Raw genomic sequence first — 24,215 nt, 5'->3', positions numbered from 1 at the left:
GTTGTACACGGGCAAGGGACCGGTTAAGGCGCGGATGCACGTGCTGGCCGGTTGCGGAACTGTCGGCGATAGCTGGCTGGCGAGATGGAGAGGGCGCGGGTGAAATGCTGGCGGAAGGAGACGGTGGAGCCAAAACCCGCCATCTCCGCTACGTGATCGACCGAACAGGAGCCGGTCTCCAGCAGGCGCTGCGCCACCGCCAACCGCTGCGCCAGAACCCATTGCGTGAACGTCGTTCCCGTCTTCTTGCGGAAGTGCCGGGTGAAGCTGCGGAGACTCGTGCCGGCGTGATCGGCCAGCCGTTCGAGCGACAGTTGCTCGTCGAGATGTTCGATCGCCCAGGTAGTCGTCGCTGAGAGCGGGTCGCCGCTGCCGGGGGCAGGGAGCGGCGCTTCGATATATTGCGCCTGGTCGCCGTGACGATGAGGTGCGACGACCAGCCGGCGGGCGATGCGGTTGGCGATCTCGGCGCCGTGGTCGTTGCGCACGATGTGCAGGCAGCAGTCGATCGCCGCGGCCGTTCCGGCGGACGTCAGGATATCGCCCTCGTCGAGATAGAGCGCGTTCCGGTTCAGCGCGACCTGCGGGTAGGCACGCTCGAATTCGTCCGCCCAGGCCCAGTGCGTCGAGGCCGCCCGGCCGTCGAGCAGGCCGGCTTCGGCGAGCACGAAGGTGCCGAGGCAGAGGCCGTCGATCTCGGCACCCAGTTGAGGCAGGCTGGCGTCGATACGCTCGTCATGTCAGGGCTGATGACCCATGCCTGCGTTGCCGGTGCAGCGCGTGATGCCGTGCCGCTCGGCTTCAACGTCATCGTCGCTTCGGATGCCTGCGCCACACGCGATCTCGATACGGGGGAAGGTGACGTCGTTCCGCATGCGCTGCTGCATCGCGCATCGTTGGCGACGATCGATGACACCTTCGGCGATATCCTGACGACCGATCAGGTGCTGGCGCTGGCGCGCCGGTCCTGATTGATCAGCGCAACCGGGCCTGTCTGGAGCGCGCTCTTCTGAGAGGTCGCATTCGGACAGAACGGGTCGCCCGACCTTGCTAGGCGGAACCGCGCAGCATGATCTCGGCGCTCAAGAGAATGCGCTCGTCCTCGGGGAAGGCGCCGCCGTCGTCGGTGGTTTCCCCGAGCTTGAACAAAAGCAGTTCGATCGCCAGACGACCGATCTCGTTGTAGTTCTGCGCCACCGTCGTCAGCGGCGGGCAGGTGTAGCGCGACAGCGGATGGTCGTCGTGGCCGGCAACACGCAAATCCGCATCGGCGTCGCGCCCGACCTTGAGGCCCGACTGGAAGGCGGCGGCAATCACGCCGAAGGCGACGCGGTCGTTGGCGCAAAGCACCGTCCTGGTTGGAAAGCCGCCGGAGCCGAGGATGCGCAGCGTCTCGTCGAAGCCGAATTTTTCGAAATCCCAGGCGGCATTCGGCGTGGTTTCGACCAGTGCCGGCTCCATCTTCAGCTGCTGCATCGCTTCCAGATAGGCGTCGCGCCGGGCCATCGCGTTGTTGTTGACCGGCGGCATGCCGAAGTAGCAGGGCGGGCTGCCGGAGCGGCAAAGATAATCGACCATCAGACGGAAGCTCTGGCGGTTGTCGGTGCCGACGAAGGACGAGCTGTCGTCGAGTGGCGAGTCCACATAGATCAGCGGAATGCTGGCGCCGAGCGCCGTCAGCGTCCGGTGATGCGACTGCACGCCGAGCGGCGCGATGATGGCGCCGGCGACGTTCATCGACTTGAAGGTCTCGATCGCCCGCTCTTCCATTTCCGGCCGCCCGTCGGAGGAGAGCACGAAGGCAAGGAACCCTGCCTGGTTGGCGATGTGTTCGATCCGGCGCGTCAGCGCCATGTAGAAAGGGTCGGTCGAGTTCGGGACGATGACGCCGAGGATGTTGGTGCGGCGGCGGTTCAGGTTGACGGCGAAGATGTTCGGGCGAAAACCCGACTGCTTGATCGCAGCCTCTATGGCATCGCGGGTCTTCTTGCGGACCGAGCCTGGATCATTGAAGTATTTCGAGACCGTCGGGCGCGACAGGCCGACGAACTCCGAAAAATCCTCCATGGTCTTGATCTGTCTGTCCACGGTCGCTGTGCCCCATATTGTTTTGATTTCGTTTATAGGTTCATTTCGAGGGGATAGGCAGTACCGGCTCGCAAATATTCACCGAACAGAGGGCCGGGCGCTAAGCGCGGCAGGCCTTGAAGTAATCCTCGAGAACCCGATCGACGGCAGCAAGTGCCAGCGGTTTTGCTTGAGCCGCGACTTCACCGTCGCGCACGCGCTCGTAATTGCCGGGGAGATACTGGCTGATCAGCGTTTCCGCGATGACGACGCCGTCAAGCAGTGCCAGAAGTTCTTCGACGGCTGCCGCGACCTTCGGATGCGGCCAGTAATAGCGGATGCGGTCGCTATAGGAGAAGTGCCGCTGCAGCCGCTGGGCCTCCGCCGAGCCGTGGTAATACTTGCCCCAGTTGGCCGGCTCCTCGCGCATCACTTCCTCGGTGACGGCCGCCAGCGTCTGCTTGCGCGCCTCGGGGAAAAGGAAGGCGGCGATCTGGTCGAGGCCGTAGAGTGCCTCGCGCAAAGCGAAGGTCAGGCCCGGGCCGACCTTGAGAATGGCAAAGCCGTCGGAAACGAGATCGCGCAGCGCCTCTGGTGTCTGGTAGTCGGTCGAATGCGCTTCGAAGACGACGCCGTCGAGCTGTTTCAGGCTGGCGCTGAGCTTCGCCGCTTTCGCCCGGTCATAGGCGATCACGTTCTCGTTGCCGAACTCGACGCCCGGCTGGACCACCGCGCCGACGACACGTCCGAAGGCGTCGGCAGCGCCGGCCTTTTCAAACGCCTGGCGATGAATGGAGACAGTTTCGACCGCCGCCTCGGGTGCGGTGACTTCCAGCGTGTCGAGTTCTTCCAGTGCGCCGCCCGGAACCGGCACTTCGGTGCCGATGATGTAGACGGGAGCGGTGTGGTTTTCGCCGCGAATAGCGGCTTCGGCGGCAGCCGCCAGCCGCGCGGCGCGCTCCGCCGTCACCGCATCGGGCAGAGCCACCGGCTCGCCGGCGCAGCCCATGCTGGTATCGAGATGCAGCTTGGTGAAGCCGGCCTTGGCATAGGCTTCGATCATCGTCTCGGCCTTGGCCATGGCCTCTTCGGCCGCAAGGTGTTTCCACGGGTTGGGGCCGAGATGGTCGCCGCCAAGAATGATCTTGTCCTTCGGGAAGGCGACACGATCGGCGATCCCGGCGACGAAGCGGGTGAAATCGGCGGGCGTCATGCCGGTATAGCCGCCGTCCTGGTTGACCTGGTTGCAGGTCGCCTCGATCAAAAGCGCGGCATCTTCCTTCAGCGCCCGAAGCATGGCGGCTTCGATCACCAGCGGGTGGGCCGAGCAGACAGAGGGTATGCCGCGCGGGCCGGGGCGTTCGGACCAGCGGGCGATGTCGATCAGAAGGTTCTGTTGCATGGCGGTCAGCCCTTTTTCGCGGTGATGAAGGTTTCGAGATCGGCGCGCGTCGATGCGCCTTCCATCGGGCCGGAAATCATGACGGCGCGCGCGCCCGAGGCATTGGCGAATTCCAATGCTTCAGCGGGCTTGGCTCCGTTCAGCCAGAAGGTGACGAAGGTCGCGCCGAAGCAGTCGCCGGCGCCGGTCGGGTCGATTTCCTCGACCGCAAAACCCGGATGCGAGAGCGTCGTTTTACGATCGAAATAGCTGGCGCCATCGGCGCCGCGCTTGACGACGACCACCTTGATGCCGGCGGCGAGCAGCTCGGCAATGGCTTCCGCTTCGGTCTTTGCCTGCGTGAACAGGAAGAGTTCCTGTCCGCTCGGCAGGAAGACGTCGGTCTTGGCGAGCACCGCCTGCAGCGCCTCGCGCATGCCCGGGCTGTCGAGGATTTCCGGCCGCAGGTTCGGGTCGAAGGAGACGGTGCCGCCGGCTGATTTGATGATCTCGATCGCGGCGATGATGCTCTCGACCACGCTTGGAGCGTAGAGCGACGAGCCCATCACGTGCAGGTGGCTGCAGGTTCCGACCAGCGCCCGGGTCGCCTCGTCGAACCGGATCGTGCCGCAGGCACTGTGGCGGATGTTGAAGACGAAGGCGCGGCTGCCGTCGGCGCGGTAGCGCACGAAGGCGCTGCCGGTGGTGCCGAGCGGATCGACCGCGATACCCGAGATGTCGACGCCATCGGCCTTGAGCCGATCAAGGTTGACGTGGCCGAAATCGTCGTTGCCGACGCGCGAGATCATTGCCGCTGCCTGGCCGAGCTTGCCGACCTGGTCAATGAAGATCGCCGGCGCACCCGAGGGGTAGGGGCCGATCAAAGGGGTCGCCTGGCGAAAGCCGTCGCCCTTTTCGGTGGCGATGATCTCCACGAGAATTTCGCCGATCGTCAGTATCTTGTGCATGGGTATGTTCTCTTCGGAAAGATCAGCGCTTTGCCTGCTTGGCGCGGACGTCGAGCCAGACGGCGATCAGGATCACCAGGCCCTTGACGATGAGCTGGTAGAAGTAAGGGACCGACAGCATGTTCATGCCGTTGTTCATGACGCCGATGATGAGCGCGCCGATCAGCGTGCCGACCATGGTGCCGACGCCGCCGGCAAGCGAGGTGCCGCCGAGGACTGCCGCCGCGATCGCGTCGAGCTCGTAGCTCATGCCGGCATTGGTCTGGGCGGAGAACAGGCGGGAGGAGAGAAGCACGCCGCTGATCGCCGCCATCACGCCCGAGATCATGAAGATGGTGATCTTCAGCCGGTCGACCTTGATGCCGGAATAGACCGCTGCCTCGCGATTGCCGCCCGTCAGATAGGCGCGGCGGCCGAAGCTCGTCTTGCTCAAAAGGATGTGGTTGACGAGGAAGAGCACGGCGACGACCCAGATGATGATCGGCAGGCCGAGGAAGCTTTCGGTACCGATGGCGGTCCAGGTCGAGTTCTCGATCATCGCCGGCGCGCCGTTGGTCGGCAGGCTGACCATGCCGCGGTAGATGCCCATGGTCGCGACGGTGACGATGAAGGATGGCAGCAGCAGCTTTGCCGTCAGTACGCCGTTCAGCATGCCCATCAGGGCGCCGGCAAGAAGCGTGATGGCGAGCGCCGGCGCGAAGCCGAGGCCGAAGGCGAAACATTGCGCGCCGACCATGCCCGCAACCGCAATGATCGAGCCGACCGAAAGGTCGATCTCACCAAGCAGGATCACCCAGGTCATGCCGAAGGCGGCGATCGCCACCACGGCCACCTGCTGCAGGATGTTCATGAAGTTGACGACCGACATGAAGCGCGGGTTGAGGAAGGAGAAGATGACGCAGAGCATCACCAACGACAAAAGGATGCCGCCATACTGTTTCAGGGCGCGCAGGAAGGCGGCCTGGAGTTCGGATTGCTGCGTCATGATTTAAATCCCGTTGCGTGCGCCATGATCGTTTCCGGGTTGAGTTCGGCGCCGGAAAGCGTTGCGCCGATGACGCCCTCGTGCATGACGACGACGCGGTCGCTCATTCCCAGCACTTCCGGCAGCTCGGAGGAGATCAGCAGGATCGCCGTCCCCTCGGCCGCCAGCTGGCGGATGATCTTGTAGATTTCGAACTTGGCGCCGACATCGACGCCGCGAGTGGGCTCGTCGAGGATCAGCACCTTGGGCCGGGTCAGCAGCCACTTGGCGAGCACGATCTTCTGCTGGTTGCCGCCGCTGAGCGAACCCGAGGGCGTGTCGAGCGAATGGGTCTTGATCGCCAGCCGGCCGACTTCCTGGGCTGCCGCCGTGCGTTCGGCGCGGCTGCGGGTGAAGCCGAGCGGGCCGGTGAAATCGGAGAGCGCCGCCATCGAGATGTTCCAGCCGACGCTGTGGCTGAGGACCAGGCCCTCTTCCTTGCGGTTTTCGGTGACGAAGCCGATGCCGCGGGCGATTGCCTCTGCCGGCGAGCGGAAGCGGACCGGTTGCCCCTCGAAGCGCACAGTTCCGGTCGCGGCCCTCATGCCGAAGAGCGCGTTCATCACCTCGGAGCGGCCGGAGCCGACGAGGCCGAAGAAGCCGAGGATTTCACCGGGCCGGATGTCGAAGGAGATGTTCTCGAACTCGCCGTCGCGGGTGAGGTCGTCGACGGAGAGAACCGGCGTGGCATCCGGCTTCTGCTCGTGTGCCGCTGGCGGATAAATTTCGTCCATGCGGCGGCCGACCATCAGCGCGATCAGCGTCTCGATGGTGACGTCGTCGCGATCATGGGTGGAGACATATTCACCGTCGCGGATGACCGTGATGTCGTCGCTGAGCCGCATGATCTCTTCCATGCGGTGCGAGATGTAGATGACCGCGACGCCACGGCTCTTCAGCCGCGCGATGATGTCGAAGAGGATCTCGGCTTCGCTGTCGCTGAGCGACGACGTCGGCTCGTCGAGAATGACGACTTTGGCCTCGTGGCTTAAGCCCTTGGCGATCTCGACCAGCTGGCGCTGGGCGATCGAGAGATTGCCGACCTTCTCGCTGACATCGATCGGCAGGCCGAGATCGGCGACGATCGCGCGGGCCCTGACGACCAGTTCCTTGTCGTTGATGAAGCCGAAGCGGCGTGGCTCGCGGGTGGCGAGAATGTTTTCGGCCACCGTCAGATTGCTGCAGAGGCTGAGTTCCTGGAAGACGATGGCAAGACCGAGTGCGGCGGCATCCTGCGGATTGCGCGGCTGGTAGGGGCGCCCATCGAGGGCGATTTCCCCCGAGGTCGCCTCGTGAACCCCTGCGAGGATCTTCATCAGCGTCGATTTGCCGGCGCCGTTTTCGCCGAGCAGCGTGTGCACCCGGCCGCGGCGAACCTTGAGGCGCATGCCCTTCAGCGCCGCGACCTGGCCGAAGGATTTGGTGACGTTGTCGATTTCGAGAATGGTATCGCTGGTCGAACCAAACATGGCGGCCTCCTTCAGGTCAGCCGAGAGCAGCGCCTCCGGCCAGAGGACGGAAACGGACCCTGATGGGTTGCCGCCGCCCCTGAGGTGAGGCGGCGGCTGTCCTGGGAGGACTTACTTCGCGGTGTAGACGCCGGGGACGATCGGCTGTTCGGCCGGCACGGTCTCGCCGGCGGCAACCTTGACGGCGGTGTCGACCGCCTGCTTGCCCATCTGGTCCGGGAACTGTTGGATGACGCCGACCATGACAGGGTTCGTGTCGACGGCGTCGCGCGCTTCCTTCATGCCGTCGAAGCCGATGACCTTGACCTGGGATTCGAGACCCGCAGCCTTGACCGCAACGGCAGCGGCAAGGGCGGCATCGTCGCCGAAGCCGAAGATGCCGGTGATATCAGGATTGGCCTGCAGCATGTTCTGGGCGGCGGCCAATGCTTCGGCGCGGGTGATGCCGGTCTGGATCGCGACGATTTCCATGTCCGGATGCTTGGCGATCGCTTCCTTGAAGCCGTTGACACGGTTTACCACCGACTGGACCGTCGGATAGTCGATGACGGCGACCTTGCCCTTGTTGTCGAGAACCTTGGCCATCAGCTCGCCGGCCTTGACGCCGCCGGTGAAGTTGTCGGTGCCGATATGCGAGGTGACGGTCGCGCCATTTGCCGGAACGTCGACGGTGATCACCTTGATGCCGGCCTTCTCGGCTTTTTCGATCGCAGCGCGCACGCCCTGGCTGTCGACCGGCGAGATGACGATGACGTCGACGCCCTTGACGATGAAGTCTTCGACATCGGCGAGCTGCTTGTTCAGATCCTGGTTGGCGATCGAGACCTCGAGCTTGACGTTCTTGGCTTCAGCCTCGGCTTTCATCGCGTCGGCGAGCTCGATGTAGAACGGGTGCTGCTGGGTCAGAAGCGACGCGCCGATGCCGTCGGCAAAAGCCGAGGAGGCAAGGAGCGACAGCGCCGTGCCGGCGACGAGAGATTTCAGAATGCGGGACATGTTCATGGTTTCCTCCCTGGAAACGGCGCGGGCCTTCTTGTGTCTCAGCCAAGCTGGCGAGGCCCTCCCACCGCCGTCTTGGTGAGGCCGTAAAAATCATAAAACTTTTCGCGCGTCAACTTTTAAAAATACACGAACAAAATATTGGGAGCGCAGTGTGGAAATTTTTAGGTTGCAGCGGTCGTCCTTTCAGTCCTTTTGCGGGTGGCTTGTCTTTCCGCAGCCTTGCGCCAGATTTCATGACAAACGGCAAAGGAGACGAGCCATGGCTGAGACCGGCAAGACGGCGTTGGTCCGCATTCTTGGGCGGGTGCAAGGCGTCAGCTTCAGGGTCTGGACGCGTGACGAGGCGCGCAAGCTCGGTCTGGTGGGATGGGTTCGAAACGAGGCGGACGGGTCGGTAGCCGCCTTGATCAGCGGCCCGGAGGACGCGGTCACCCTCATGCTCGAGCGCCTGCATGACGGGCCGCCGGCGGCATGGGTTTCAAAGGTGGTTGCCGAATTTGTCGAGCCGCCTGAGCACGTCGGTGACTTTCGCATCACCAAATAGGCCGGGATTGGTTTTTAGCGCCGGTTGGCGTTAGGCTGCCGAAACCGTTGACGGCCGGCCATAGGCGCGCAGGAACGTCTTCACCGCCCTGCGGGCGCTGATCTCCAGCTCTGCTTCGCTCGGCGTTTCACCGAACAGCCCACCCATCTGCAGGTCGGCCTTGATCAGTGCGATGAACTGGCGCGCCGCGAGGTCGAAATCGTCGATGTCGAGCGGTGCGATGTGGGCAAGGCGCGCAAACAGCGCCGCCAGCGCCCGATCGGTCTTGCCGGGTCCTTGCTCCCGCCAGAACTGGAAGAGATGCGGATAGCGGTTGCCCTCGGTCGAGATCAGCTTCTGGATGAACTTGGCGTCCTGGTTGCAATTGCAGTTCTTGTTGAGGCGCACGGCAAATTCGGCCAGGTCTTCCTCGAGGTTGTCGGCGTTTTCGGGAAAGGTCGCGAGGATGGAGAAAAGCACGCCGTTCACGCGATCCATGATGTCCTGGATCACCGCCATGAATAGCGTCTCTTTCTCGCGGTAGTGATTGTAGATGGTCTGACGCGAGACACCCGCCGCGACGGCGATCTCGTCGATGCTGGCGCCGGAAAAGCCTTCCCGACAGAAAACATCGGCCGCGGCCTCCAGGATCGAAAGGCGTTTCGCGAATTGCCCTTTCTGGGGGCGAGCGTCAGCCGAGGCCAAATCAAATTTCTTCATGGACCGAAGATAGGCGCCATTGACGATTTAGACAATGCTGTCTAATTTTACACGTATGTCCAAATTAATGGACGGAATAGTCAGCGCAGGATGCGTATCCCCAACGTTCGATCCTGGCACGACGATGTCTTTGAGTTTCAATCCGGGCGGCAGCGATTTCGGCGCCGCGATTTCTGAAAGTTCATTGCCATGACAACGTCCTTCCTCCGCACGGCGATCGTGCTCGGCCTGATCTCGGCGATCGGCCCCTTTGCAATCGACATGTACCTGCCGGCCTTGCCGTCAATCGGCAAGGACCTGACGGCCGAAAACGGCGTGGTGCAGTTCAGCCTGCTGGCGTTCTTCATCTCCTTTGCCATCTCGCAGCTTGTCTATGGGCCCCTCTCCGATATCTGGGGCCGCAAGGCGCCGCTCTATCTCGGCATCGGCCTCTTCACCGTCGCCAGCATCGGCTGCGCGCTTTCGACCGACATCGAAACCCTGATCGCTTTCCGCTTCCTGCAAGGGATCGGCGGTGCCGCCGGCATGGTCATTCCGCGCGCCGTGGTGCGCGACATGCACACGGGCGTCCAGGCCGCGCGGCTGATGTCGATGCTGATGCTGGTCTTCAGCGTTTCGCCGATCCTGGCGCCGCTTGCCGGCAGCGCCGTCATCGGCTTCTACGGTTGGCGCGGCGTGTTCTATGCGGTGACCATCGCCGCCTTCATCGGCCTGATCCTGCTCTCGACGCAATTGCAGGAAACCCGGCCGAAGAAGGATCGTGCCGACAGCAGTATCGCAAGTGCGCTTGCCGCCTATCGCCTGCTTCTCTCCGACCGCAATTTCCTGACGCTCACCTTCATCGGCGGCCTCGGCATTTCCGGGTTCCTGGTCTATCTCGCCAATTCGCCCTTCGTGCTGATCGACCATTATGGGCTGACGCCGACTGAGTACAGCATCGCCTTTTCGATCAATGCCGTGTCGTTCTTCGCTGTGTCGCAGGCGACCGGCTGGCTCGGCGAGCGCTTCGGTCTGGTGCGGGTCATGCATCTTGCCGTCGGCGCGTTCGCGCTGACCACGGTCACGATGTTCATCGTCATGAGCCTCGGTTTCAACCAGTTGCCTGTCATGGCCGCGTTCCTCTTCGTCGGCTATGGCGTGCTCGGCCTGGTTATCCCGACCTCGGCGGTGCTGGCGCTTGAAGACCACGGCGAGATCGCCGGCACGGCCTCGGCACTGATGGGTACGCTGCACTTCGTCACCGCCGCCGTCGCCATGGTGGTTGCGACTATCTTCTTCGACGGAACGGCCCTGCCGATGGCCGGCGCGATCGCCGCTTGCGCCCTTGCCGCCTTCCTGCTGACGCAAGCAACGATCGGCCGCAGCCGGGTGGTCGCGGCAGAGTAGGCGCTGCTATTGCTGAACCAAAAGGCCGGCGAGGATGTCCTCGCCGGCCTTTTGTTGTCAGGTATGACCGAATGGACCGTCCTTAAAAATTCCAGTCCTCGTCCTCGGTCGCCACAGCCTTGCCGATAACGTAGGACGAACCGGAACCGGAGAAGAAGTCGTGGTTCTCGTCGGCATTCGGCGAAAGCGCCGAGAGAATGGCCGGGTTGACCTTGCAGGCTTCCGCCGGAAACAGCGCCTCGTAGCCGAGGTTCATCAGCGCCTTGTTGGCGTTGTAGTGCAGGAACTTCTTCACGTCTTCGGTCAGGCCGACGCCGTCATAGAGCGCCTCGGTGTATTTCGCTTCGTTGTCGTAGAGTTCGAGCAGCAAGTCGAAGGCGAAAACCTTGATCTCCTGGCGGCGTTCCTCGCTCAAGCGCTCCAGCGCGCGCTGGAACTTGTAGCCGATGTAATAGCCGTGCACCGCCTCGTCGCGAATGATCAGCCGGATCATGTCGGCGGTGTTGGTGAGCTTGGCGCGGCTCGACCAGTACATCGGCAGATAGAAGCCGGAATAGAACAGGAAGCTTTCGAGAAAGACGCTCGCGACCTTCTTCTTCAGGGGATCGCCGGAGGCATACTCCGCCATGATCAGCGCGGACTTCTTCTGCAGGAACTCGTTCTCTTCCGACCAGCGATAGGCGTCATCGACATCGGGTGTCAGGCAGAGCGTCGAGAAGATCGAGGAATAGGAGCGGGCATGCACCGCCTCCATGAAGGAGATGTTGGAAAGCACCGCCTCCTCATGTGGGGTGGTCGCATCTTCCATCAGTCGGACGGCGCCGACGCCGTTCTGGATCGTGTCGAGCAAGGTGAGGCCGGTGAAGACGCGGATGGTGAGTGTCTGCTCCTCCGGCTTCAGCGTTGCCCAGGAGGGAATGTCGTTGGAAAGCGGCACCTTCTCCGGCAGCCAGAAATTGCCGGTCAGACGGTTCCAGACCTCCAGGTCCTTGTCGTCTTCGATGCGGTTCCAGTTGATGGCGCGGATGCGGCTTGCGGGTTTGGTGTGCATGTTCATGTCGTTGAACCTTTGTGATCGTGTATGCCTCATCGCGCGGTGAGGGGCCGTTACTGGAATGCGAGGTTACAGCGCGCAGGAAACGCAGCCCTGGACCTGCGTACCCTCGAGCGCCATCTGCCGAAGGCGGATGTAGTAGATGGTCTTGATGCCCTTCTTCCAGGCATGGATCTGAGCACGGTTGATGTCGCGGGTCGTTGCCGTGTCGCGGAAGAACAGGGTCAGCGACAGGCCCTGGTCGACGTGCTGGGTGGCGGCCGCATAGGTGTCGATGATCTTCTCCGGCCCGATCTCGTAGGCGTCCTGGTAATATTCGAGATTGTCGTTGGTCATGAAGGCGGCCGGATAGTAGACGCGGCCGATCTTGCCTTCCTTGCGGATCTCGATCTTCGAGACGATCGGGTGGATCGAGGAAGTGGAGTGGTTGATGTAGGAGATCGAGCCCGTCGGCGGCACGGCCTGGAGGTTCTGGTTGTAGAGGCCGCCAGCTATCACCGCCCGTTTCAACTCCAGCCAGTCTTCCTGCGTCGGGATGGAGATGCCGGCTTCCTCGAACAGGCCCTTCACCTTTTCGGTCGCCGGCAGCCATTCGGTCTCGGTGTATTTGTCGAAATAGTCACCCGACGCGTATTTCGAGTTTTCGAAGCCGGCGAAGCTCTTGCCCTTCTCGACCGCCAGCCGGTTCGACGCGCGGATGGCGTGATAGGTCACCGTGTAGAAATAGATGTTGGTGAAATCGATGCCTTCCTCGGAGCCATAATAAATGCGCTCGCGGGCGAGATAGCCGTGCAGGTTCATCTGCCCGAGGCCGATCGCGTGGCTGTCGTCGTTGCCCTTTTCGATCGAGGGCACGGACGAGATGTGGCTCATTTCGGAGACGGCGGTGAGGGCGCGGATCGAGGTTTCGATCGTCTGGCCAAAATCCGGGCTGTCCATGGCAGCGGCAATGTTCAGCGAACCGAGATTGCAGGAGATGTCCTTGCCCATGTGCTTGTAGGAGAGGTCGTCGTTGAACTCGCTCGCTTCGCTCACCTGCAGGATTTCCGAGCAGAGATTGCTCATGGTGATGCGCCCGGCGATCGGGTTTGCCCGGTTCACCGTGTCCTCGAACATGATGTAGGGATAACCGCTCTCGAACTGGATCTCGGCGATGATCTGGAAGAAGTCGCGCGCCTTGATCTTGCGCTTGCGGATGCGGGCATCCTCGACCATCTCGCGGTACTTCTCGGTCACCGAAATCTCGGTGAGGGGCACGCCATAGACCTGCTCCACGTCATAGGGTGAGAACAGATACATGTCCTCGTTGTTGCGGGCGAGCTCGAAGGTGATGTCGGGGATGACGACGCCGAGCGACAGCGTCTTGATGCGGATCTTCTCGTCGGCGTTTTCGCGCTTGGTATCGAGGAAGCGCATGATGTCGGGGTGGTGGGCGTGCAGGTAGACAGCACCGGCTCCCTGGCGCGCGCCCAGTTGGTTGGCGTAAGAGAAACTGTCTTCGAGCAGCTTCATGACCGGGATGACGCCGGATGACTGGTTCTCGATCTGCTTGATCGGCGCGCCCATCTCGCGGATGTTGGTGAGCGACAGCGCCACGCCGCCACCGCGCTTGGAAAGCTGCAGCGCCGAATTGATGGCGCGGCCGATACTCTCCATGTTGTCCTCGATCCGGAGCAAAAAGCAGGAGACGAGCTCGCCGCGGCTCTTCTTGCCGGCGTTGAGGAAAGTCGGCGTTGCCGGCTGGAAGCGGCCGGAGATGATCTCGTCGACGAGATCGCGGGCAAGCCCTTCGTTGCCGCGCGCCAAGGCCATCGCCACCATGCAGACACGGTCTTCGTAGCGCTCCAGGTAGCGCTTTCCGTCGAAGGTCTTCAGCGTATAGGACGTGTAGTATTTGAACGCCCCGAGGAAGGTCGGAAAGCGGAACTTCTTTGAATAGGCATGATCGTAGAGATCGCGCACGAAGTTGAAGGAATACTGGTCCAGCACTTCCTGCTCGTAATAGCCCTCGGTCACCAGATAATCGAGTTTTTCCCGGAGGTTATGGAAGAACACCGTGTTCTGGTTGACGTGCTGGAGGAAGTACTGTTTCGCCGCCTGCCGATCCTTGTCGAGCTGGATCCGTCCCTCTTCGTCATAGAGGTTCAGCATTGCGTTCAGCGCATGATAGTCGAGCGCTGCTTCCGTCGCCTTCAAGGGGCGTTCGAGTGTCGTGACGTCCAAAATCGTTCCATCCCGTTTTTGACATTGGCGACGTCCTCGTCGGTCCCGAGCAGCTCGAACCGGTAGAGATAGGGTACCCGGCACTTGGCCGAAATCACGTCGCCGGCGATCCCGTAGGTCGCGCCGAAATTGCTGTTGCCCGCTGCGATCACGCCGCGGATGTGAGAGCGGTTGCCCGCGTCGTTCAAGAAGTGGATGACCTGCTTCGGCACCGCCCCGCGGCCATCGTCGCCGCAATAGGTCGGCACGATCAGCACATAGGGCTCTGCGACCGTAAGTGTGTCTTTACCTTCCCTGAGCGGTATGCGTGCGGCGCGATGGCCGAGCTTTTCGACGAAGCGATGGGTGTTTTCCGAGCGACTGGAAAAATAGACGATCAGGCCCATCGCCCGCGTCCTTCAGGAAAGCGCGCTGATCATGTCCGGGCGGAAACCCGCCCAATGCCGCTCGCCGGCGACGACGACCGGGACCTGCCGATAGCCAAGACCCTGCACCAGCGCGAATGCATCGGAATCCTCGGAGATATCGACGATGCGATAATCGATGCCTTGGCGGTCGAGCGCACGGGTTGTGGCGGTGCATTGGACGCAGGCTGGTTTGCTGTAGACGGTGATCGACATGGGTTCCTCGTAGGGTCTGGCAAATGGGCGCAAAAAGTCGTCGGATCGCGCGAACGCGAACCGTGGTGTTGGCGATTGGACACGAAACATCGCTCCCCGGTCGACTCGACCGGAGTTGACGTCGTCAAGCTGGCCCAAGGTCGGTTACGCAACCGGGCCGGCTCGTTTTGGTGGGGCGCTCAGGAATTCCGCGGATGCGGGTTTTCAAGGCGCGGCCTTTCAATCAGGCGCGCAACAACGCGCACCCGTCCGCAGAAGGTGGATCTGAACTGGAAGAAACTGGCATGACTTCACCCCGAAGATTTCGACGGGCTGCCGGGGAGACGTCGAGACGATCGGGCAGGCTCATCCTGCCACGCACTCAACCCCTCCGGACACCCCGCCCGTGGACGTTTGGTGATCGAGGCAGGTCTCCTGGCTTACGGGTCAAAGCTTCCATCCCGACCTTCCCGAGGCCTCATGCCTCAGTGGTCCAAATCCGGACAGTCGCTCGCCGTCTACAGTTGCGGGGGCAGCTACGGCATAGCCTCAGCGGAAACCCGCCGGCGCACCGTATTCCCGTCTTAGCTCCCAATCCTTGCGAATCGGAAGAACCTCGAACACTAGATATAGTAGTTCATCGCAAATCTACGTCAATAGGTGTGAGGTGCCGGACGGCCCGTGCGGAGGGTCTTTTCTTTTGCAGTGTGGATAACGGAGAGTAAACGGCGCTTTGAACCGGCTCTCCGTCGGGGGCTTCGTCTCGCCGCCGAAACGGCAACAAGCGCCGCAGCGCTCGCAGGGTTTTGGGGAGAAATTTCGATGGAGCCATCACGCGGGCCGGATGCTGCACTAGGCGATCCAGGCCCGTCGCGTCTCGGCACTCGCTCAATCGCAGAGCAGGATGCTGACGTCCTTGTTTTTGCCCGGTTGCGCACGCGGCGAGACTGCCATGGCCCGTGGCTTGCTCGCGCCCTTGCAGCCTGCCGAGGTTTGCGGCACGGATGAGGCCTCTTCCTTGGGCCAGTGCCACGGATCGGCTGTATCGCCGATGCGCGGGCGAATGTGCTCCTGGTCCCGCGTCAAGCCGATATCCCGGAGCTGGAACTCGTTGAAGGTATCGATGGCAACGGAGGGGCTGAGGGTCTTATCGGCCCAGTTCAGAACATAGTAAATCGTTGATCGCATTGCGCTAAGCATTGCTATCCTCACTTCTCTAAAAGGTCGTGTGTTCGCGAAAAAAGTGAGGGTTTTTGCCGTTTCGCGCAAAGCGATTTCTCGCATGCTGGCATAAAGAATGCTTATCTCAGTTCCATGAGCAAGATTCCTCCCATGAGTGCGGTGCGCGCTTTTGAGGCCGCCGCCAGGCACCTGAGTTTCACCCGCGCCGCCGAAGAGCTCAGCATGACGCAGGCGGCCGTCAGCTATCAGATCCGGCTGTTGGAAGATCGCATCGGCGCGCCGCTGTTCGTCCGGCTTCCGCGCGAGATGCGATTGACTGGCGCCGGGCGGCAGTTGGCGCCGAAGGTGACCGAAGCGATCGATCTCTTAGGGGCAGCCTTCTCGGAGATCGCCGACAAGACCGAGCATCACCTGCACATCTCCGTGCTCCCGACCGTCGTTTCGAGCTGGCTCGGCCAGCGCCTCGCCTCGTTTCAGACCGCGCATCCCAATATCAGCATCAGGGTGCACATGTCGACCGAGCTGGTCGACTTCAAGCGCGACGCCGTCGATCTCGCGGTGCGCAGCGGCGCCGGCGACTGGCCGGGCAACGATGTCTTTCCTTTGTTTCCGCTCGATTACGTGCCTGTCTGCACGCCCTCCTTCCTGGAGAAGCACCAGCTCAAGGAGCCCGCCGACGTTCTGAGGGTCCGGCGTTTCGGCAACGCCAGCTGGTGGCGGCGATGGATGATCGAAACCGGCGTCGAACCGCCGGCAAGCAACGGCACCGAATTGATCTTCGACGTCCAGGCGATGGATGTCGCCACAATCCTGGCGGATCACGGCATTGCGATTGCCGTCTCAACCTTCCTGATGGATGAACTGAAGAGCGGCAGGCTCATCCGGCCGTTCGAGCACGTGGTGCGCGACGGCCGCGCCTATTGGCTCGTCTATCCGCAAAGCACCAGGCGGCAGAAGAAGATCCAGGCTTTTCGCGACTGGGTCGTTGCCGAAGCCGATGCGTCGAATGCGATGCTTGCCACCGTGATGGAGGTGTCAAGGTCGCTTCATCCAGGGGGCAGCGCAAGCGCGCTCACCAAGCCGGAATAGGATTTGCTGAGCGGGGCTGCGTAGGAGCCGCGCTTGCTCGTCGAAAGCCCCTGCGACACCAGTGCTTCCGCCTGCTTGACCGCGGCCGACACGCCGTCGATGACCGGCACGCCGTAGTCGGCCTGGAGCATGCGGGCGAGATCCGCCATGCCGGCGCAACCGAGCACGATTGCCTCGGCGCCGTCCTGATGAAGCGCCAGTTCGATCTCGCTCCGCAGCTTGGCAAGGGCGTTCGAGGACTTGTCCTCCAGTTCAAGCACGGGAATATCGGCGGCGCGCACCTTCGCCCGGCCCGCCATGCCGTAGTGCCGGGTCAGGTTTTCGATCAGCACCCGCGAACGTTCCAGCGTCGTCACGACGGTGAAGCGCTGCGCCACCATGGCTGCGGTTGCGACAGCGGATTCGCATAAGCCCACCACCGGCATGCGGGCTAGCGCGCGCGCCGCCTCAAGCCCCGTATCGTCGAAGCAGGCGATGACGGCGGCGTCCGCGCCCGCGGCTTCGCCGTCACGGATCTCCGCGAGCAGGCCCGGAAGCGCAATCGCACCGTCATAATGCCCTTCGATCGAGACCGGACCGGATTTCGATGTGCGGGCGAGGATTTCCGTGTGGGGTTCGGCGACCGCCCGCGCAGCAGTCGCTGCCTTTGAGGTCATCGAGGCGGTGGTGTTGGGATTGACGATCAGAATGCGCATTGGTCCTAGCTCAGCTTTGCCTGGCGGCGCCGCAGCATCAGTATGACAGCCAGCGCGACTAGGATGATGGTGAAGGAGAAGAGGGTTGTGACCGTGCCGAGCGCATAAAGTACCGGCGTCGTCACGTTCGTCGTCATGCCGTAGATCTCGAGCGGCAGGGTGTTGTAGCTGCCTGATGTCATCAGCGTGCGGGCGAACTCGTCATAGGAGAGCGTGAAGCCGAAGAGACCGACGCCGATCAGGCTCGGGGCGATCATCGGCAAAAGCACATGGCGAAAGGTCTGCCACGCCGTCGCGCCGAGATCGCGAGCGGCCTCTTCATAGGCCGGCGAAAACCGGTTGAAGACCGCAAACATGATGAGCACGCCGAAGGGCAGCGTCCAGGTCAGATGCGCGCCGAAGCCGGAGGAATACCAGCCGGGTTTCAGGCCGAACTGCTGGAAGACGACGCCGATGCCGAGCGAGATGATGATCGACGGCACCACGAGACTGGCGACAGTCAGATAGAACAGCGCGGTCGCGCCGCGGAAGCGCCGGCGGAAGGCGAGGCCCGCAAGCAGGGCGACGACGACATTGACCACCATGACCATCAGCCCCAGCGTGAAGGACCGGCGGAACGAAGCGCCGAAATCACCGACCGCCTGCCTTTCGAACAGATTGTAGAACCAGTGCACGGAGACGCCGTTCAGCGGAAAAGTGAGACCGCCGTCCGGCCCCTGGAAGGCGAGGATCAGCACCGCCGAGAGCGGGCCGTAGAGGAACAGCACGAACAGGGTGAAGAAGGCTGCAAGCAGGTAGAATTCCTTGCCGCGTTTCTCGTGAGGCATGTCAAAGCTCCTTGCGAATGTCTACGACGCGTAGGATGGCGGCGACCATCAGGAGAACGACGATCAGAAGAACCACCGCGTTGGCGGCGGCGGCCGGATACTGCAAGAGCGACATCTGGTTCTTCATCATCAGCGCCACCGAGGCGCTCTGGCCGCCGGACATGACCTGCACGGTCGAGAAATCCGCCATGACGAGGGTGACGACAAAGATCGAGCCGATGGCGATGCCGGGCTTGGCGAGCGGCAGAATGACGTTCCAGAGGATCTGGAAGCCGGAGGCGCCGCAGTCTCGGGCCGCTTCGATCAACGATCGGTCGATGCGCATCAGCGTGTTGAAGATCGGCGTCACCATGAACAGCGTGTTGAGATGGACCATGGCGAGCACCACGGCAAAATCGGAATAGAGCAGCCACTCGATCGGCTGTGGGATGAGGCCGAGCTCGATCAGGGCAGAGTTCACAAGACCGTTGCGGCCGAGCACCGGGATCCAGGAAATCATGCGGATGATGTTCGACGTCAGGAACGGCACGGTGCAGACGAGGAAGAGCACCATCTGCATGGTGGTGGTACGAACATGGAATGCGAGGAAATACGCTACCCAGAAGCCGATCGCGAGGGTCAGTGCCCAGACGAGAACGGTGAATTTCAGCGTGTTGAGATAGGTCTTCCACGTCACCCAGGAGCCAAGCGTGTCGGCGTAGTTCATCGTCAGGAAGTCCGGGTAGAGACCGGCAAAATCATAATCCCAGAAGCTGACGACGACGATCGTCAGGATGGGCAACACGAAGAAGAAGCCGAGGATCAGCGTCAGCGGCAGCGCCTGGATGTAGGAGGCAAGCGCGCGGGGAATGGCGGGGCGACGGGGCGCCGTCTCTGTTCCGATCTCCCCTGACTGCGAAGTGGCTATTGTCGCCATTGTTGGTCCTCTCTTCGATTTTTGGACGAGGGGGTGCCCCTTATCCGCGCGGTGAGGGATTGCCCCTAGTCCGCCTGCCGGCACCTTCTCCCCGCAGGCGGGAGAAGGGATATGCCGCACCGCCTCACAAACATCTGGACCGCAGGTGTGGCACGTCCCCTCTCCGCGCGAGCGGGGAGAGGGTTAGGGTGAGGGGCAAGACCGCTGCGGGCGCAGTCGTACCCGTGCCTGCGACTACGCCGCGATGAATTCGTTCCAGCGCTTGATCATGTAACGGTCCTCGTCCATGACCGAGTTCCAGCAGGCAACTTTACCCATGCGCTGTTCGAACGATCCGCCGTCGCGGACGGCGCCGGCCTTTTCCATCACCTTGCCCTCCGGCGAGAGGATGTCGCCCTTGGCGGGCTTGCCCTCCACCCAATAGCCCCACTCGTCCTCGGACATGAAACCCTTGGCGGTTTCCATCGCGGCGGAATAGTAGCCTTGGCGGTTGAGATAGGCGCCGACCCAGCCCGACAGATACCAATTGATGTATTCGTAGGCCGCATCGAGCTGCGCGCCCTGAAGATGGGCGGCAAGGCCGAGTCCGCCGCCCCAGGCGCGATAGCCTTCCTTCAGCGGCTGGTACTTGCAGGCAATGCCCTTGGAGCGCACGGCGGCGACGGCCGGCGACCACATGGACTGGATGACGACTTCGCCAGAGGCCATCAGGTTGACGCTCTCGTCGAAGGATTTCCAGAAGGCACGGAACTGGCCGTCCTGCTTGGCCTTGATCAGGAACTCGATCGTCTTGTCGATCTCGTCCATGGTCATGTTGCCTTTATCGGCATATTTGATGTTACCCATCGCCTCCATGATCATTGCCGCATCCATTATGCCGATCGAGGGGATGTTGAGGATCGCGGTCTTTCCCTTGAAGGCCGGGTCCATGATGTCGGCCCAGGTCGAGATTTCGCGGCCGACGAGATCGGGGCGAATGCCGAGCGTGTCGGCGTTGTAGATCGTCGGGATCAGGGTCATCCAGTCGGTCGGCGACTTGGCGAAGGTCTTGGAATCCTGGGCGTCAACAAATCCAACGGTGTGCGGCGCGGTGCCTTGCGCGACGACGCTTTCGGGCTTCAGCTTGCCGTCTATGAACAGCGGCACAATCTTGTCGAAGTACTTGATCTTCTTGACGTCCATCGGCTGTATCACGCCGGCTGGGAAGACCTTCTTGGCGATCCAGTATTCGATGTCGGCGATGTCGTAGGAATCGGGCTGCGTTACCGCCCGCTGCGCGGCGGCGTCGGAATCGGTCGCCGTCATCTCCAGCGTGATGCCGAGGTCTTGCTTACACTTCTCGGCGATCGCGTTGATGTTTGAAACGCCGGTGCCGAACTGCCGCAGCGTGATTGGATTTTGCGCCCAGATCGTTGGGAAGCCGGTGATCACACCGGATCCGGCGATCGCGCCGACGGCAGCAACGCCGGTCTTGAGCAGCGAACGCCGTGTTAGGCCGCTCGCAGGTTTCTCGGTCTTGGTTTCAGTCGTCATGTGCAGTTCCCCTTCTTGTGATGGTTGATTAGCTCATGCGGAAAGTTGGCCGAGGGGGACGACGTCCTCCAGGGTCCAACTCAGCGACACCGCGTCGCCGACCGCGACCGGCTTCCTGAAATGGTCGGCGTCGCTGACGATCACCGTGAAGTCGTCGCTGCCGGCGCCGGTGGCGGTGAGCTTCACCGAGGCGCCGCGATATTCGATGTTGGAGACCACCGCCTGGAAGCCGAGGCCCTTCTCACTGGGCGGGGCGAGCCGCACGCGATCGGTGCGGATGCCGATGTCTATCGGCCGACCCACCTGCTGGGCGATATCGCGCACCGTAAAGACCTGGCCCCCGGCCGTCTCCATTTCGACGACGTTGTCGCTGATCGCCCGGACTTTTCCGGAGAGAACGTTGTGGTCGCCCATGAAGCGGGCGACGAAGGCGGTGGCCGGCCGCTCGAACACCGTGCGGGGTGCTGCCGCCTGCTCAATCCGGCCGTTGTTCATGACGACGATCAGATCGGCGAGCGCCATTGCCTCTTCCTGGCTGTGGGTGACGTGTACGAAGGTGATGCCGAGTGTCTTCTGCAGCTTCTTCAGTTCGGCGCGCATGCGGATCTTCAGGAACGGGTCGAGCGCCGAGAGTGGCTCGTCGAGCAACAGCGCCTCCGGCTCGGTGATCAGCGCGCGGGCAAGCGCCACGCGCTGCTGCTGGCCTCCGGAAAGCTGGGCCGGGCGCCTGGTGCCGTAGGCCTCCATCTGCATCAGCTTCAGTATGTCGAGCGCCTTGGCGCGTCTGATGTCACGGGTGACGCCCTTCATCTTCAGGCTGAAGGCGACGTTGTCGATGAGGTCGAGATGAGGGAAGAGCGCATAGGACTGAAACATCATCGCCGTGCTGCGCCTGGCCGGCGGAAAATCCGTGACGACGATATTGCCGAGCCTGAGATCGCCTGAGGAAATGCTCTCATGGCCGGCGATCATACGCAGCGTCGAAGTTTTGCCGCAGCCGGACGGGCCAAGGAAGCAACAGTAGCTGCCGGCAGGGATCTTCAGGCTGATGGAATGCACGGCCGTGGTCGCGCCATACATCTTGGAAACGGAAACGATATCGATCTCTGCGGCTTTCGACATGAGGCTTTCTCCTTGCAACAAGAAGAAGCATCAATCGTGCCAAATTCGATCGTCGTGCCTAAGGCTATGTTTTATAGCGAGAATGGCCGTTTTTTGTGCCGGATTGTGTCGTTCACGGCGTAGGGCGACTGCCCATGATTTGGGCTTTTTGTCGTCAATATGCGCAAATTATTGTATACGATAACGTAAAATTTTGAGCACAACGATCGCGGCGGCTCCACCGGGGTGGGCAAGGGCGAATTTCGCGACCTATTGGCATTCCCGAAGATGACGCTTTCATGGAGAAACTGAAAATCAGCTGAGAACGGCTGTTACCAAACTGACATGGCGGCTCCCTAAAGACTGCGGCCAACCGCAGAGAAGGGAAGTATCAGCCCTTCGACGCGGATACCGCAAGCCATCGTCGGAGGCCCGTTTCCATGAAAATCGTCCAGATCAGCGACACCCATCTCAGCCCCGCCAAAAGCCACTTCAACGGCAATTGGGAACCGGTTCGCGCCTGGATCGAGGCGGTGGCACCCGATCTCGTCATCCACACCGGCGACGTCACCATCGATGGCGCCGACCACGAGGACGACATCACCTTCTCGCTCGATCTGATCGGCCAGCTCTCGATGCCGGTGCTGATCGTTCCCGGCAATCACGATGTCGGCCATCTGCCGGGTTCGCACCAGCCGGTGGATCCAGTTCGGCTTGCCCGCTGGCGCCGGCTCGCCGGTCCGGACTACTGGGGCCGCGACCATGGCGACTGGCGGCTGCTCGGCCTCAACAGCCTGCTGATCGGCTTCGAGGACGAAGAAGAAGACAGGCAGTTTACCTGGCTGGAGGAACAGTTGCTCAGCCGCGACGGCCGCCGGGTGGCCGTCTTTGCCCACAAGCCGCTCTTCGTCGACGATCCGGGCGAAGGCGACACCGGCTACTGGGGCATCCGTCCGCGCCAGCGCCAACGCCTGTTTGATCTTTTCGCCGAAGCCGAGGTGGCGCTGCATGCAAGCGGCCACCTGCACTGGGCCTGGACGGGCAAGCACGCCGGGACGTCGCTCGTCTGGGCGCCGCCGACCTCCTTCATCATTGATACGCTGGAACGGCCGATGCCGGGCGAGCGGCTGGTCGGCGCCGTCGTACACGAGTTTAGCGAAGTCAACGTCAAAAGCGAGATCATCGCGGTGCCGGGACTGACCAGCCACCTGCTCGATCCGATCGTCGAAGAGGTCTACCCGCTGGCGGCCAAGAAGACGGTCCGTGTGGAGGCCGCGCAATGAGCGTGCTTTCGCTAGAGGGTATCACCAAGTCCTATGGCGGCAACGCGATCCTTAAGGGGGTTAGCCTGCAGGCGGAGGCGGGTGAGTTCATCGCGCTCGTTGGTCCTTCCGGCTGCGGCAAGAGCACGCTGTTGCGCATCGTCGCCGGTCTCGATCATGGCGACGGCGGCGAGATCGTCATCGGCGGCCGCAGTGTCGCGCGCATGGCGGCGGCCGATCGCAATGTCGCGATGGTCTTCCAGTCCTATGCCCTCTATCCGCACCTGACGGCGGGCGAGAACATCGCCGTGCCGCTTGCGATGCGGCGGCTGACAGCGGCGCAGCGCCTGCCTGTGATCGGCAATCTGATGCCGGGGCAGAAGCAGATCCGCAGCGATATCCAGCGCCAGGTCAAGGAAATGGCGCTGGCGCTGAAGATTGATCACCTGCTCGACCGCAAGCCCGGCCAGATGTCCGGCGGCCAGCGCCAGCGCGTGGCGCTCGCCCGCGCCATGGTGCGCCGCCCGGCCGTCTTCCTGATGGACGAGCCGCTCTCCAATCTCGATGCCAACCTGCGCGTCCACGCCCGCGGCGAGATCGTCGATCTCCACCGCCGCGCCGGCGTGCCGACGCTCTATGTCACCCACGACCAGTCGGAAGCCCTGTCGATGGCGGATCGAGTGGCAGTGATGATCGGCGGCAATCTCTTGCAACTGGCGACCCCGAAGGAGATCTACGACAACCCCTCCCATATCGAGGTCGCACGCTTCCTCGGCCAGCCGAAGATCAACGTGCTGGAGACCCGCACGGATACGGCGAGCATCGTGCGCTTCGGCGATCTGGTGCTTCTGGCAAGCCGCGGACAGGCGCCGGATGCTTCAGTGAAGCTCGCAATCCGCCCGGAATTCGTGCGCTTCCATGCGGCAAGCGCCGGCCGGTTGAGCGCGCGGGTCGAGCGTATGGAGTTCCTCGGCTCTGAGGTAATCGTTCACGCCCGCCTCGATGCGATCGGCGAGCTAGTCACTGCCAAGTCAGCACCTGCCGACGCCGCGGTGCTCGCGATCGGTCAGCCCGTTGACGTCGAGTTCATGCCGGAACGGGCGATGCTGTTCGACGGCGAGGGCACCCGGCTGCCAGCCGAGCGGGTCGCTATCGCCGCGACGCTGGAGAAGATCCATGGCTAAGGCGGGTTCC

At 62.4% G+C, this 24,215-nt stretch carries 22 protein-coding genes, 2 pseudogenes and 1 riboswitch; of the genes and pseudogenes, 6 read left to right on the top strand and 18 right to left on the bottom strand.

Going from position 1 to position 24,215, the window contains the following annotated elements:
- Positions 1 to 23: 23 nt before the first annotated feature.
- Positions 24 to 704 (bottom strand): annotated as a pseudogene (locus tag FA04_RS26495) (GlxA family transcriptional regulator); the annotation flags it as partial.
- Between FA04_RS26495 and FA04_RS35980 the strand changes: the two are divergent.
- Positions 693 to 971, top strand: a pseudogene (locus FA04_RS35980) (cysteine hydrolase family protein); the annotation flags it as partial. The pseudogenes FA04_RS26495 and FA04_RS35980 overlap by 12 nt on opposite strands.
- 79 nt (positions 972 to 1,050) lie before the next feature.
- Here FA04_RS35980 and FA04_RS26485 read toward each other — a convergent pair.
- From FA04_RS26485 to FA04_RS26460, 6 genes are all read right to left on the bottom strand, one after another.
- Positions 1,051 to 2,067, bottom strand: coding sequence for a LacI family DNA-binding transcriptional regulator (locus FA04_RS26485; RefSeq protein WP_034805926.1), 1,017 nt, complete (start codon positions 2,065 to 2,067; stop codon positions 1,051 to 1,053).
- 121 nt (positions 2,068 to 2,188) lie between these two features.
- On the bottom strand, positions 2,189 to 3,469 hold the full coding sequence (locus FA04_RS26480; RefSeq protein WP_051659703.1) for a D-tagatose-bisphosphate aldolase, class II, non-catalytic subunit: 1,281 nt from the start codon (positions 3,467 to 3,469) through the stop codon (positions 2,189 to 2,191).
- Positions 3,470 to 3,474: 5 nt separating this feature from the next.
- Positions 3,475 to 4,416: a tagatose kinase gene (locus tag FA04_RS26475; protein ID WP_034805520.1), complete on the bottom strand. Its 942-nt coding sequence runs from the start codon at positions 4,414 to 4,416 to the stop codon at positions 3,475 to 3,477.
- A 22-nt stretch (positions 4,417 to 4,438) separates the two neighbouring features.
- Positions 4,439 to 5,401, bottom strand: coding sequence for an ABC transporter permease (locus FA04_RS26470; protein ID WP_034805523.1), 963 nt, complete (start codon positions 5,399 to 5,401; stop codon positions 4,439 to 4,441).
- Positions 5,398 to 6,909 carry a sugar ABC transporter ATP-binding protein gene (locus tag FA04_RS26465; protein WP_034805526.1) on the bottom strand — a complete coding sequence of 504 codons (1,512 nt, stop codon included), beginning with the start codon at positions 6,907 to 6,909 and terminating at the stop codon, positions 5,398 to 5,400. Before FA04_RS26465 ends, FA04_RS26470 begins: the two co-directional genes overlap by 4 nt.
- 111 nt (positions 6,910 to 7,020) lie before the next feature.
- Positions 7,021 to 7,911, bottom strand: coding sequence for a substrate-binding domain-containing protein (locus tag FA04_RS26460; protein ID WP_034805529.1), 891 nt, complete (start codon positions 7,909 to 7,911; stop codon positions 7,021 to 7,023).
- Between the two features lie 259 nt (positions 7,912 to 8,170).
- On the opposite strand from FA04_RS26460, the gene FA04_RS26455 reads away from it, so the two are divergent.
- A complete protein-coding gene (locus FA04_RS26455) occupies positions 8,171 to 8,455 on the top strand; it encodes an acylphosphatase (RefSeq protein ID WP_034805532.1) in 285 nt (94 codons plus the stop codon).
- Positions 8,456 to 8,485: 30 nt separating this feature from the next.
- Here the strand turns inward: FA04_RS26455 and FA04_RS26450 are convergent, their stop codons facing one another.
- Positions 8,486 to 9,154: a TetR/AcrR family transcriptional regulator gene (locus FA04_RS26450; RefSeq protein WP_051659704.1), complete on the bottom strand. Its 669-nt coding sequence runs from the start codon at positions 9,152 to 9,154 to the stop codon at positions 8,486 to 8,488.
- Positions 9,155 to 9,343: 189 nt separating this feature from the next.
- Between FA04_RS26450 and FA04_RS26445 the strand changes: the two genes are divergently transcribed.
- Positions 9,344 to 10,540: a multidrug effflux MFS transporter gene (locus tag FA04_RS26445; RefSeq protein ID WP_034805538.1), complete on the top strand. Its 1,197-nt coding sequence runs from the start codon at positions 9,344 to 9,346 to the stop codon at positions 10,538 to 10,540.
- An 82-nt stretch (positions 10,541 to 10,622) separates the two neighbouring features.
- Here FA04_RS26445 and nrdF read toward each other — a convergent pair whose 3' ends face one another.
- From nrdF to FA04_RS26420, 5 genes are all read right to left on the bottom strand, one after another.
- Positions 10,623 to 11,597 carry a class 1b ribonucleoside-diphosphate reductase subunit beta gene (nrdF, locus tag FA04_RS26440; protein WP_034805549.1) on the bottom strand — a complete coding sequence of 325 codons (975 nt, stop codon included), beginning with the start codon at positions 11,595 to 11,597 and terminating at the stop codon, positions 10,623 to 10,625.
- 66 nt (positions 11,598 to 11,663) lie between these two features.
- A complete protein-coding gene (gene nrdE / locus FA04_RS26435; RefSeq protein WP_034805552.1) occupies positions 11,664 to 13,817 on the bottom strand; it encodes a class 1b ribonucleoside-diphosphate reductase subunit alpha in 2,154 nt (717 codons plus the stop codon).
- On the bottom strand, positions 13,787 to 14,203 hold the full coding sequence (gene nrdI, locus FA04_RS26430; RefSeq protein ID WP_034805554.1) for a class Ib ribonucleoside-diphosphate reductase assembly flavoprotein NrdI: 417 nt from the start codon (positions 14,201 to 14,203) through the stop codon (positions 13,787 to 13,789). The genes nrdE and nrdI overlap by 31 nt, the downstream gene beginning before the upstream one ends.
- Before the next feature lie 12 nt (positions 14,204 to 14,215).
- Entirely contained in the window at positions 14,216 to 14,437 is a 222-nt protein-coding gene (gene nrdH, locus FA04_RS26425) for a glutaredoxin-like protein NrdH (protein ID WP_034805557.1), read from the bottom strand.
- A gap of 387 nt (positions 14,438 to 14,824) precedes the next feature.
- A riboswitch (cobalamin riboswitch) is annotated at positions 14,825 to 15,050 on the bottom strand.
- 254 nt (positions 15,051 to 15,304) lie between these two features.
- Entirely contained in the window at positions 15,305 to 15,685 is a 381-nt protein-coding gene (locus tag FA04_RS26420; protein WP_159415772.1) for a hypothetical protein, read from the bottom strand.
- A 63-nt stretch (positions 15,686 to 15,748) separates the two neighbouring features.
- On the opposite strand from FA04_RS26420, the gene FA04_RS26415 reads away from it, so the two are divergent.
- Positions 15,749 to 16,687: a LysR substrate-binding domain-containing protein gene (locus FA04_RS26415; protein WP_051659705.1), complete on the top strand. Its 939-nt coding sequence runs from the start codon at positions 15,749 to 15,751 to the stop codon at positions 16,685 to 16,687.
- Here the strand turns inward: FA04_RS26415 and FA04_RS26410 are convergent.
- The 5 genes from FA04_RS26410 to FA04_RS26390 all read right to left on the bottom strand — a co-directional run bounded on the left by FA04_RS26410 (position 16,645) and on the right by FA04_RS26390 (position 21,780).
- On the bottom strand, positions 16,645 to 17,382 hold the full coding sequence (locus FA04_RS26410; protein ID WP_034805563.1) for an aspartate/glutamate racemase family protein: 738 nt from the start codon (positions 17,380 to 17,382) through the stop codon (positions 16,645 to 16,647). The two genes, FA04_RS26415 and FA04_RS26410, sit on opposite strands and share 43 nt — an antisense overlap.
- 5 nt (positions 17,383 to 17,387) lie before the next feature.
- Positions 17,388 to 18,209, bottom strand: a complete 822-nt coding sequence (locus tag FA04_RS26405) for an ABC transporter permease (protein WP_034805566.1) — start codon at positions 18,207 to 18,209, stop codon at positions 17,388 to 17,390.
- Position 18,210: 1 nt separating this feature from the next.
- A complete protein-coding gene (locus FA04_RS26400) occupies positions 18,211 to 19,125 on the bottom strand; it encodes an ABC transporter permease (RefSeq protein WP_034805568.1) in 915 nt (304 codons plus the stop codon).
- A gap of 234 nt (positions 19,126 to 19,359) precedes the next feature.
- Complete coding sequence (locus FA04_RS26395) at positions 19,360 to 20,658, bottom strand: ABC transporter substrate-binding protein (protein ID WP_034805570.1); 1,299 nt, start codon at positions 20,656 to 20,658, stop codon at positions 19,360 to 19,362.
- A gap of 33 nt (positions 20,659 to 20,691) precedes the next feature.
- Entirely contained in the window at positions 20,692 to 21,780 is a 1,089-nt protein-coding gene (locus tag FA04_RS26390; RefSeq protein WP_034805571.1) for an ABC transporter ATP-binding protein, read from the bottom strand.
- A gap of 419 nt (positions 21,781 to 22,199) precedes the next feature.
- Between FA04_RS26390 and FA04_RS26385 the strand changes: the two genes are divergently transcribed.
- A complete protein-coding gene (locus tag FA04_RS26385; protein ID WP_034805572.1) occupies positions 22,200 to 23,042 on the top strand; it encodes a metallophosphoesterase family protein in 843 nt (280 codons plus the stop codon).
- Positions 23,039 to 24,205: an ABC transporter ATP-binding protein gene (locus tag FA04_RS26380; protein WP_034805575.1), complete on the top strand. Its 1,167-nt coding sequence runs from the start codon at positions 23,039 to 23,041 to the stop codon at positions 24,203 to 24,205. The genes FA04_RS26385 and FA04_RS26380 overlap by 4 nt, the downstream gene beginning before the upstream one ends.
- Positions 24,206 to 24,215 lie beyond the last annotated feature (10 nt).

This window comes from Ensifer adhaerens (assembly GCF_000697965.2).
GTDB lineage: Bacteria > Pseudomonadota > Alphaproteobacteria > Rhizobiales > Rhizobiaceae > Ensifer > Ensifer adhaerens.
The sequence above is the reverse complement of the archived record's forward strand: the minus strand, read 5'-3'. Positions and strand labels throughout refer to the sequence as shown.

Excerpts from the sequence above, each read along its gene's own strand:
- FA04_RS26445 (WP_034805538.1), top strand. The coding sequence starts at position 9,344 with ATGACAACGTCCTTCCTCCGCACGGCGATCGTGCTCGGCCTGATCTCG.
- FA04_RS26450 (WP_051659704.1), bottom strand. The coding sequence starts at position 9,154 with ATGAAGAAATTTGATTTGGCCTCGGCTGACGCTCGCCCCCAGAAAGGG.
- FA04_RS26415 (WP_051659705.1), top strand. The coding sequence starts at position 15,749 with ATGAGTGCGGTGCGCGCTTTTGAGGCCGCCGCCAGGCACCTGAGTTTC.
- nrdI (WP_034805554.1), bottom strand. The coding sequence starts at position 14,203 with ATGGGCCTGATCGTCTATTTTTCCAGTCGCTCGGAAAACACCCATCGC.
- FA04_RS26460 (WP_034805529.1), bottom strand. The coding sequence starts at position 7,911 with ATGAACATGTCCCGCATTCTGAAATCTCTCGTCGCCGGCACGGCGCTG.
- FA04_RS26385 (WP_034805572.1), top strand. The coding sequence starts at position 22,200 with ATGAAAATCGTCCAGATCAGCGACACCCATCTCAGCCCCGCCAAAAGC.
- FA04_RS26400 (WP_034805568.1), bottom strand. The coding sequence starts at position 19,125 with ATGGCGACAATAGCCACTTCGCAGTCAGGGGAGATCGGAACAGAGACG.
- FA04_RS26455 (WP_034805532.1), top strand. The coding sequence starts at position 8,171 with ATGGCTGAGACCGGCAAGACGGCGTTGGTCCGCATTCTTGGGCGGGTG.
- FA04_RS26485 (WP_034805926.1), bottom strand. The coding sequence starts at position 2,067 with ATGGAGGATTTTTCGGAGTTCGTCGGCCTGTCGCGCCCGACGGTCTCG.
- FA04_RS26465 (WP_034805526.1), bottom strand. The coding sequence starts at position 6,909 with ATGTTTGGTTCGACCAGCGATACCATTCTCGAAATCGACAACGTCACC.
- FA04_RS26480 (WP_051659703.1), bottom strand. The coding sequence starts at position 3,469 with ATGCAACAGAACCTTCTGATCGACATCGCCCGCTGGTCCGAACGCCCC.
- nrdH (WP_034805557.1), bottom strand. The coding sequence starts at position 14,437 with ATGTCGATCACCGTCTACAGCAAACCAGCCTGCGTCCAATGCACCGCC.
- FA04_RS26470 (WP_034805523.1), bottom strand. The coding sequence starts at position 5,401 with ATGACGCAGCAATCCGAACTCCAGGCCGCCTTCCTGCGCGCCCTGAAA.
- FA04_RS26405 (WP_034805566.1), bottom strand. The coding sequence starts at position 18,209 with ATGCCTCACGAGAAACGCGGCAAGGAATTCTACCTGCTTGCAGCCTTC.
- nrdF (WP_034805549.1), bottom strand. The coding sequence starts at position 11,597 with ATGAACATGCACACCAAACCCGCAAGCCGCATCCGCGCCATCAACTGG.
- FA04_RS26410 (WP_034805563.1), bottom strand. The coding sequence starts at position 17,382 with ATGCGCATTCTGATCGTCAATCCCAACACCACCGCCTCGATGACCTCA.
- FA04_RS26380 (WP_034805575.1), top strand. The coding sequence starts at position 23,039 with ATGAGCGTGCTTTCGCTAGAGGGTATCACCAAGTCCTATGGCGGCAAC.
- FA04_RS26475 (WP_034805520.1), bottom strand. The coding sequence starts at position 4,416 with ATGCACAAGATACTGACGATCGGCGAAATTCTCGTGGAGATCATCGCC.
- FA04_RS26395 (WP_034805570.1), bottom strand. The coding sequence starts at position 20,658 with ATGACGACTGAAACCAAGACCGAGAAACCTGCGAGCGGCCTAACACGG.
- FA04_RS26390 (WP_034805571.1), bottom strand. The coding sequence starts at position 21,780 with ATGTCGAAAGCCGCAGAGATCGATATCGTTTCCGTTTCCAAGATGTAT.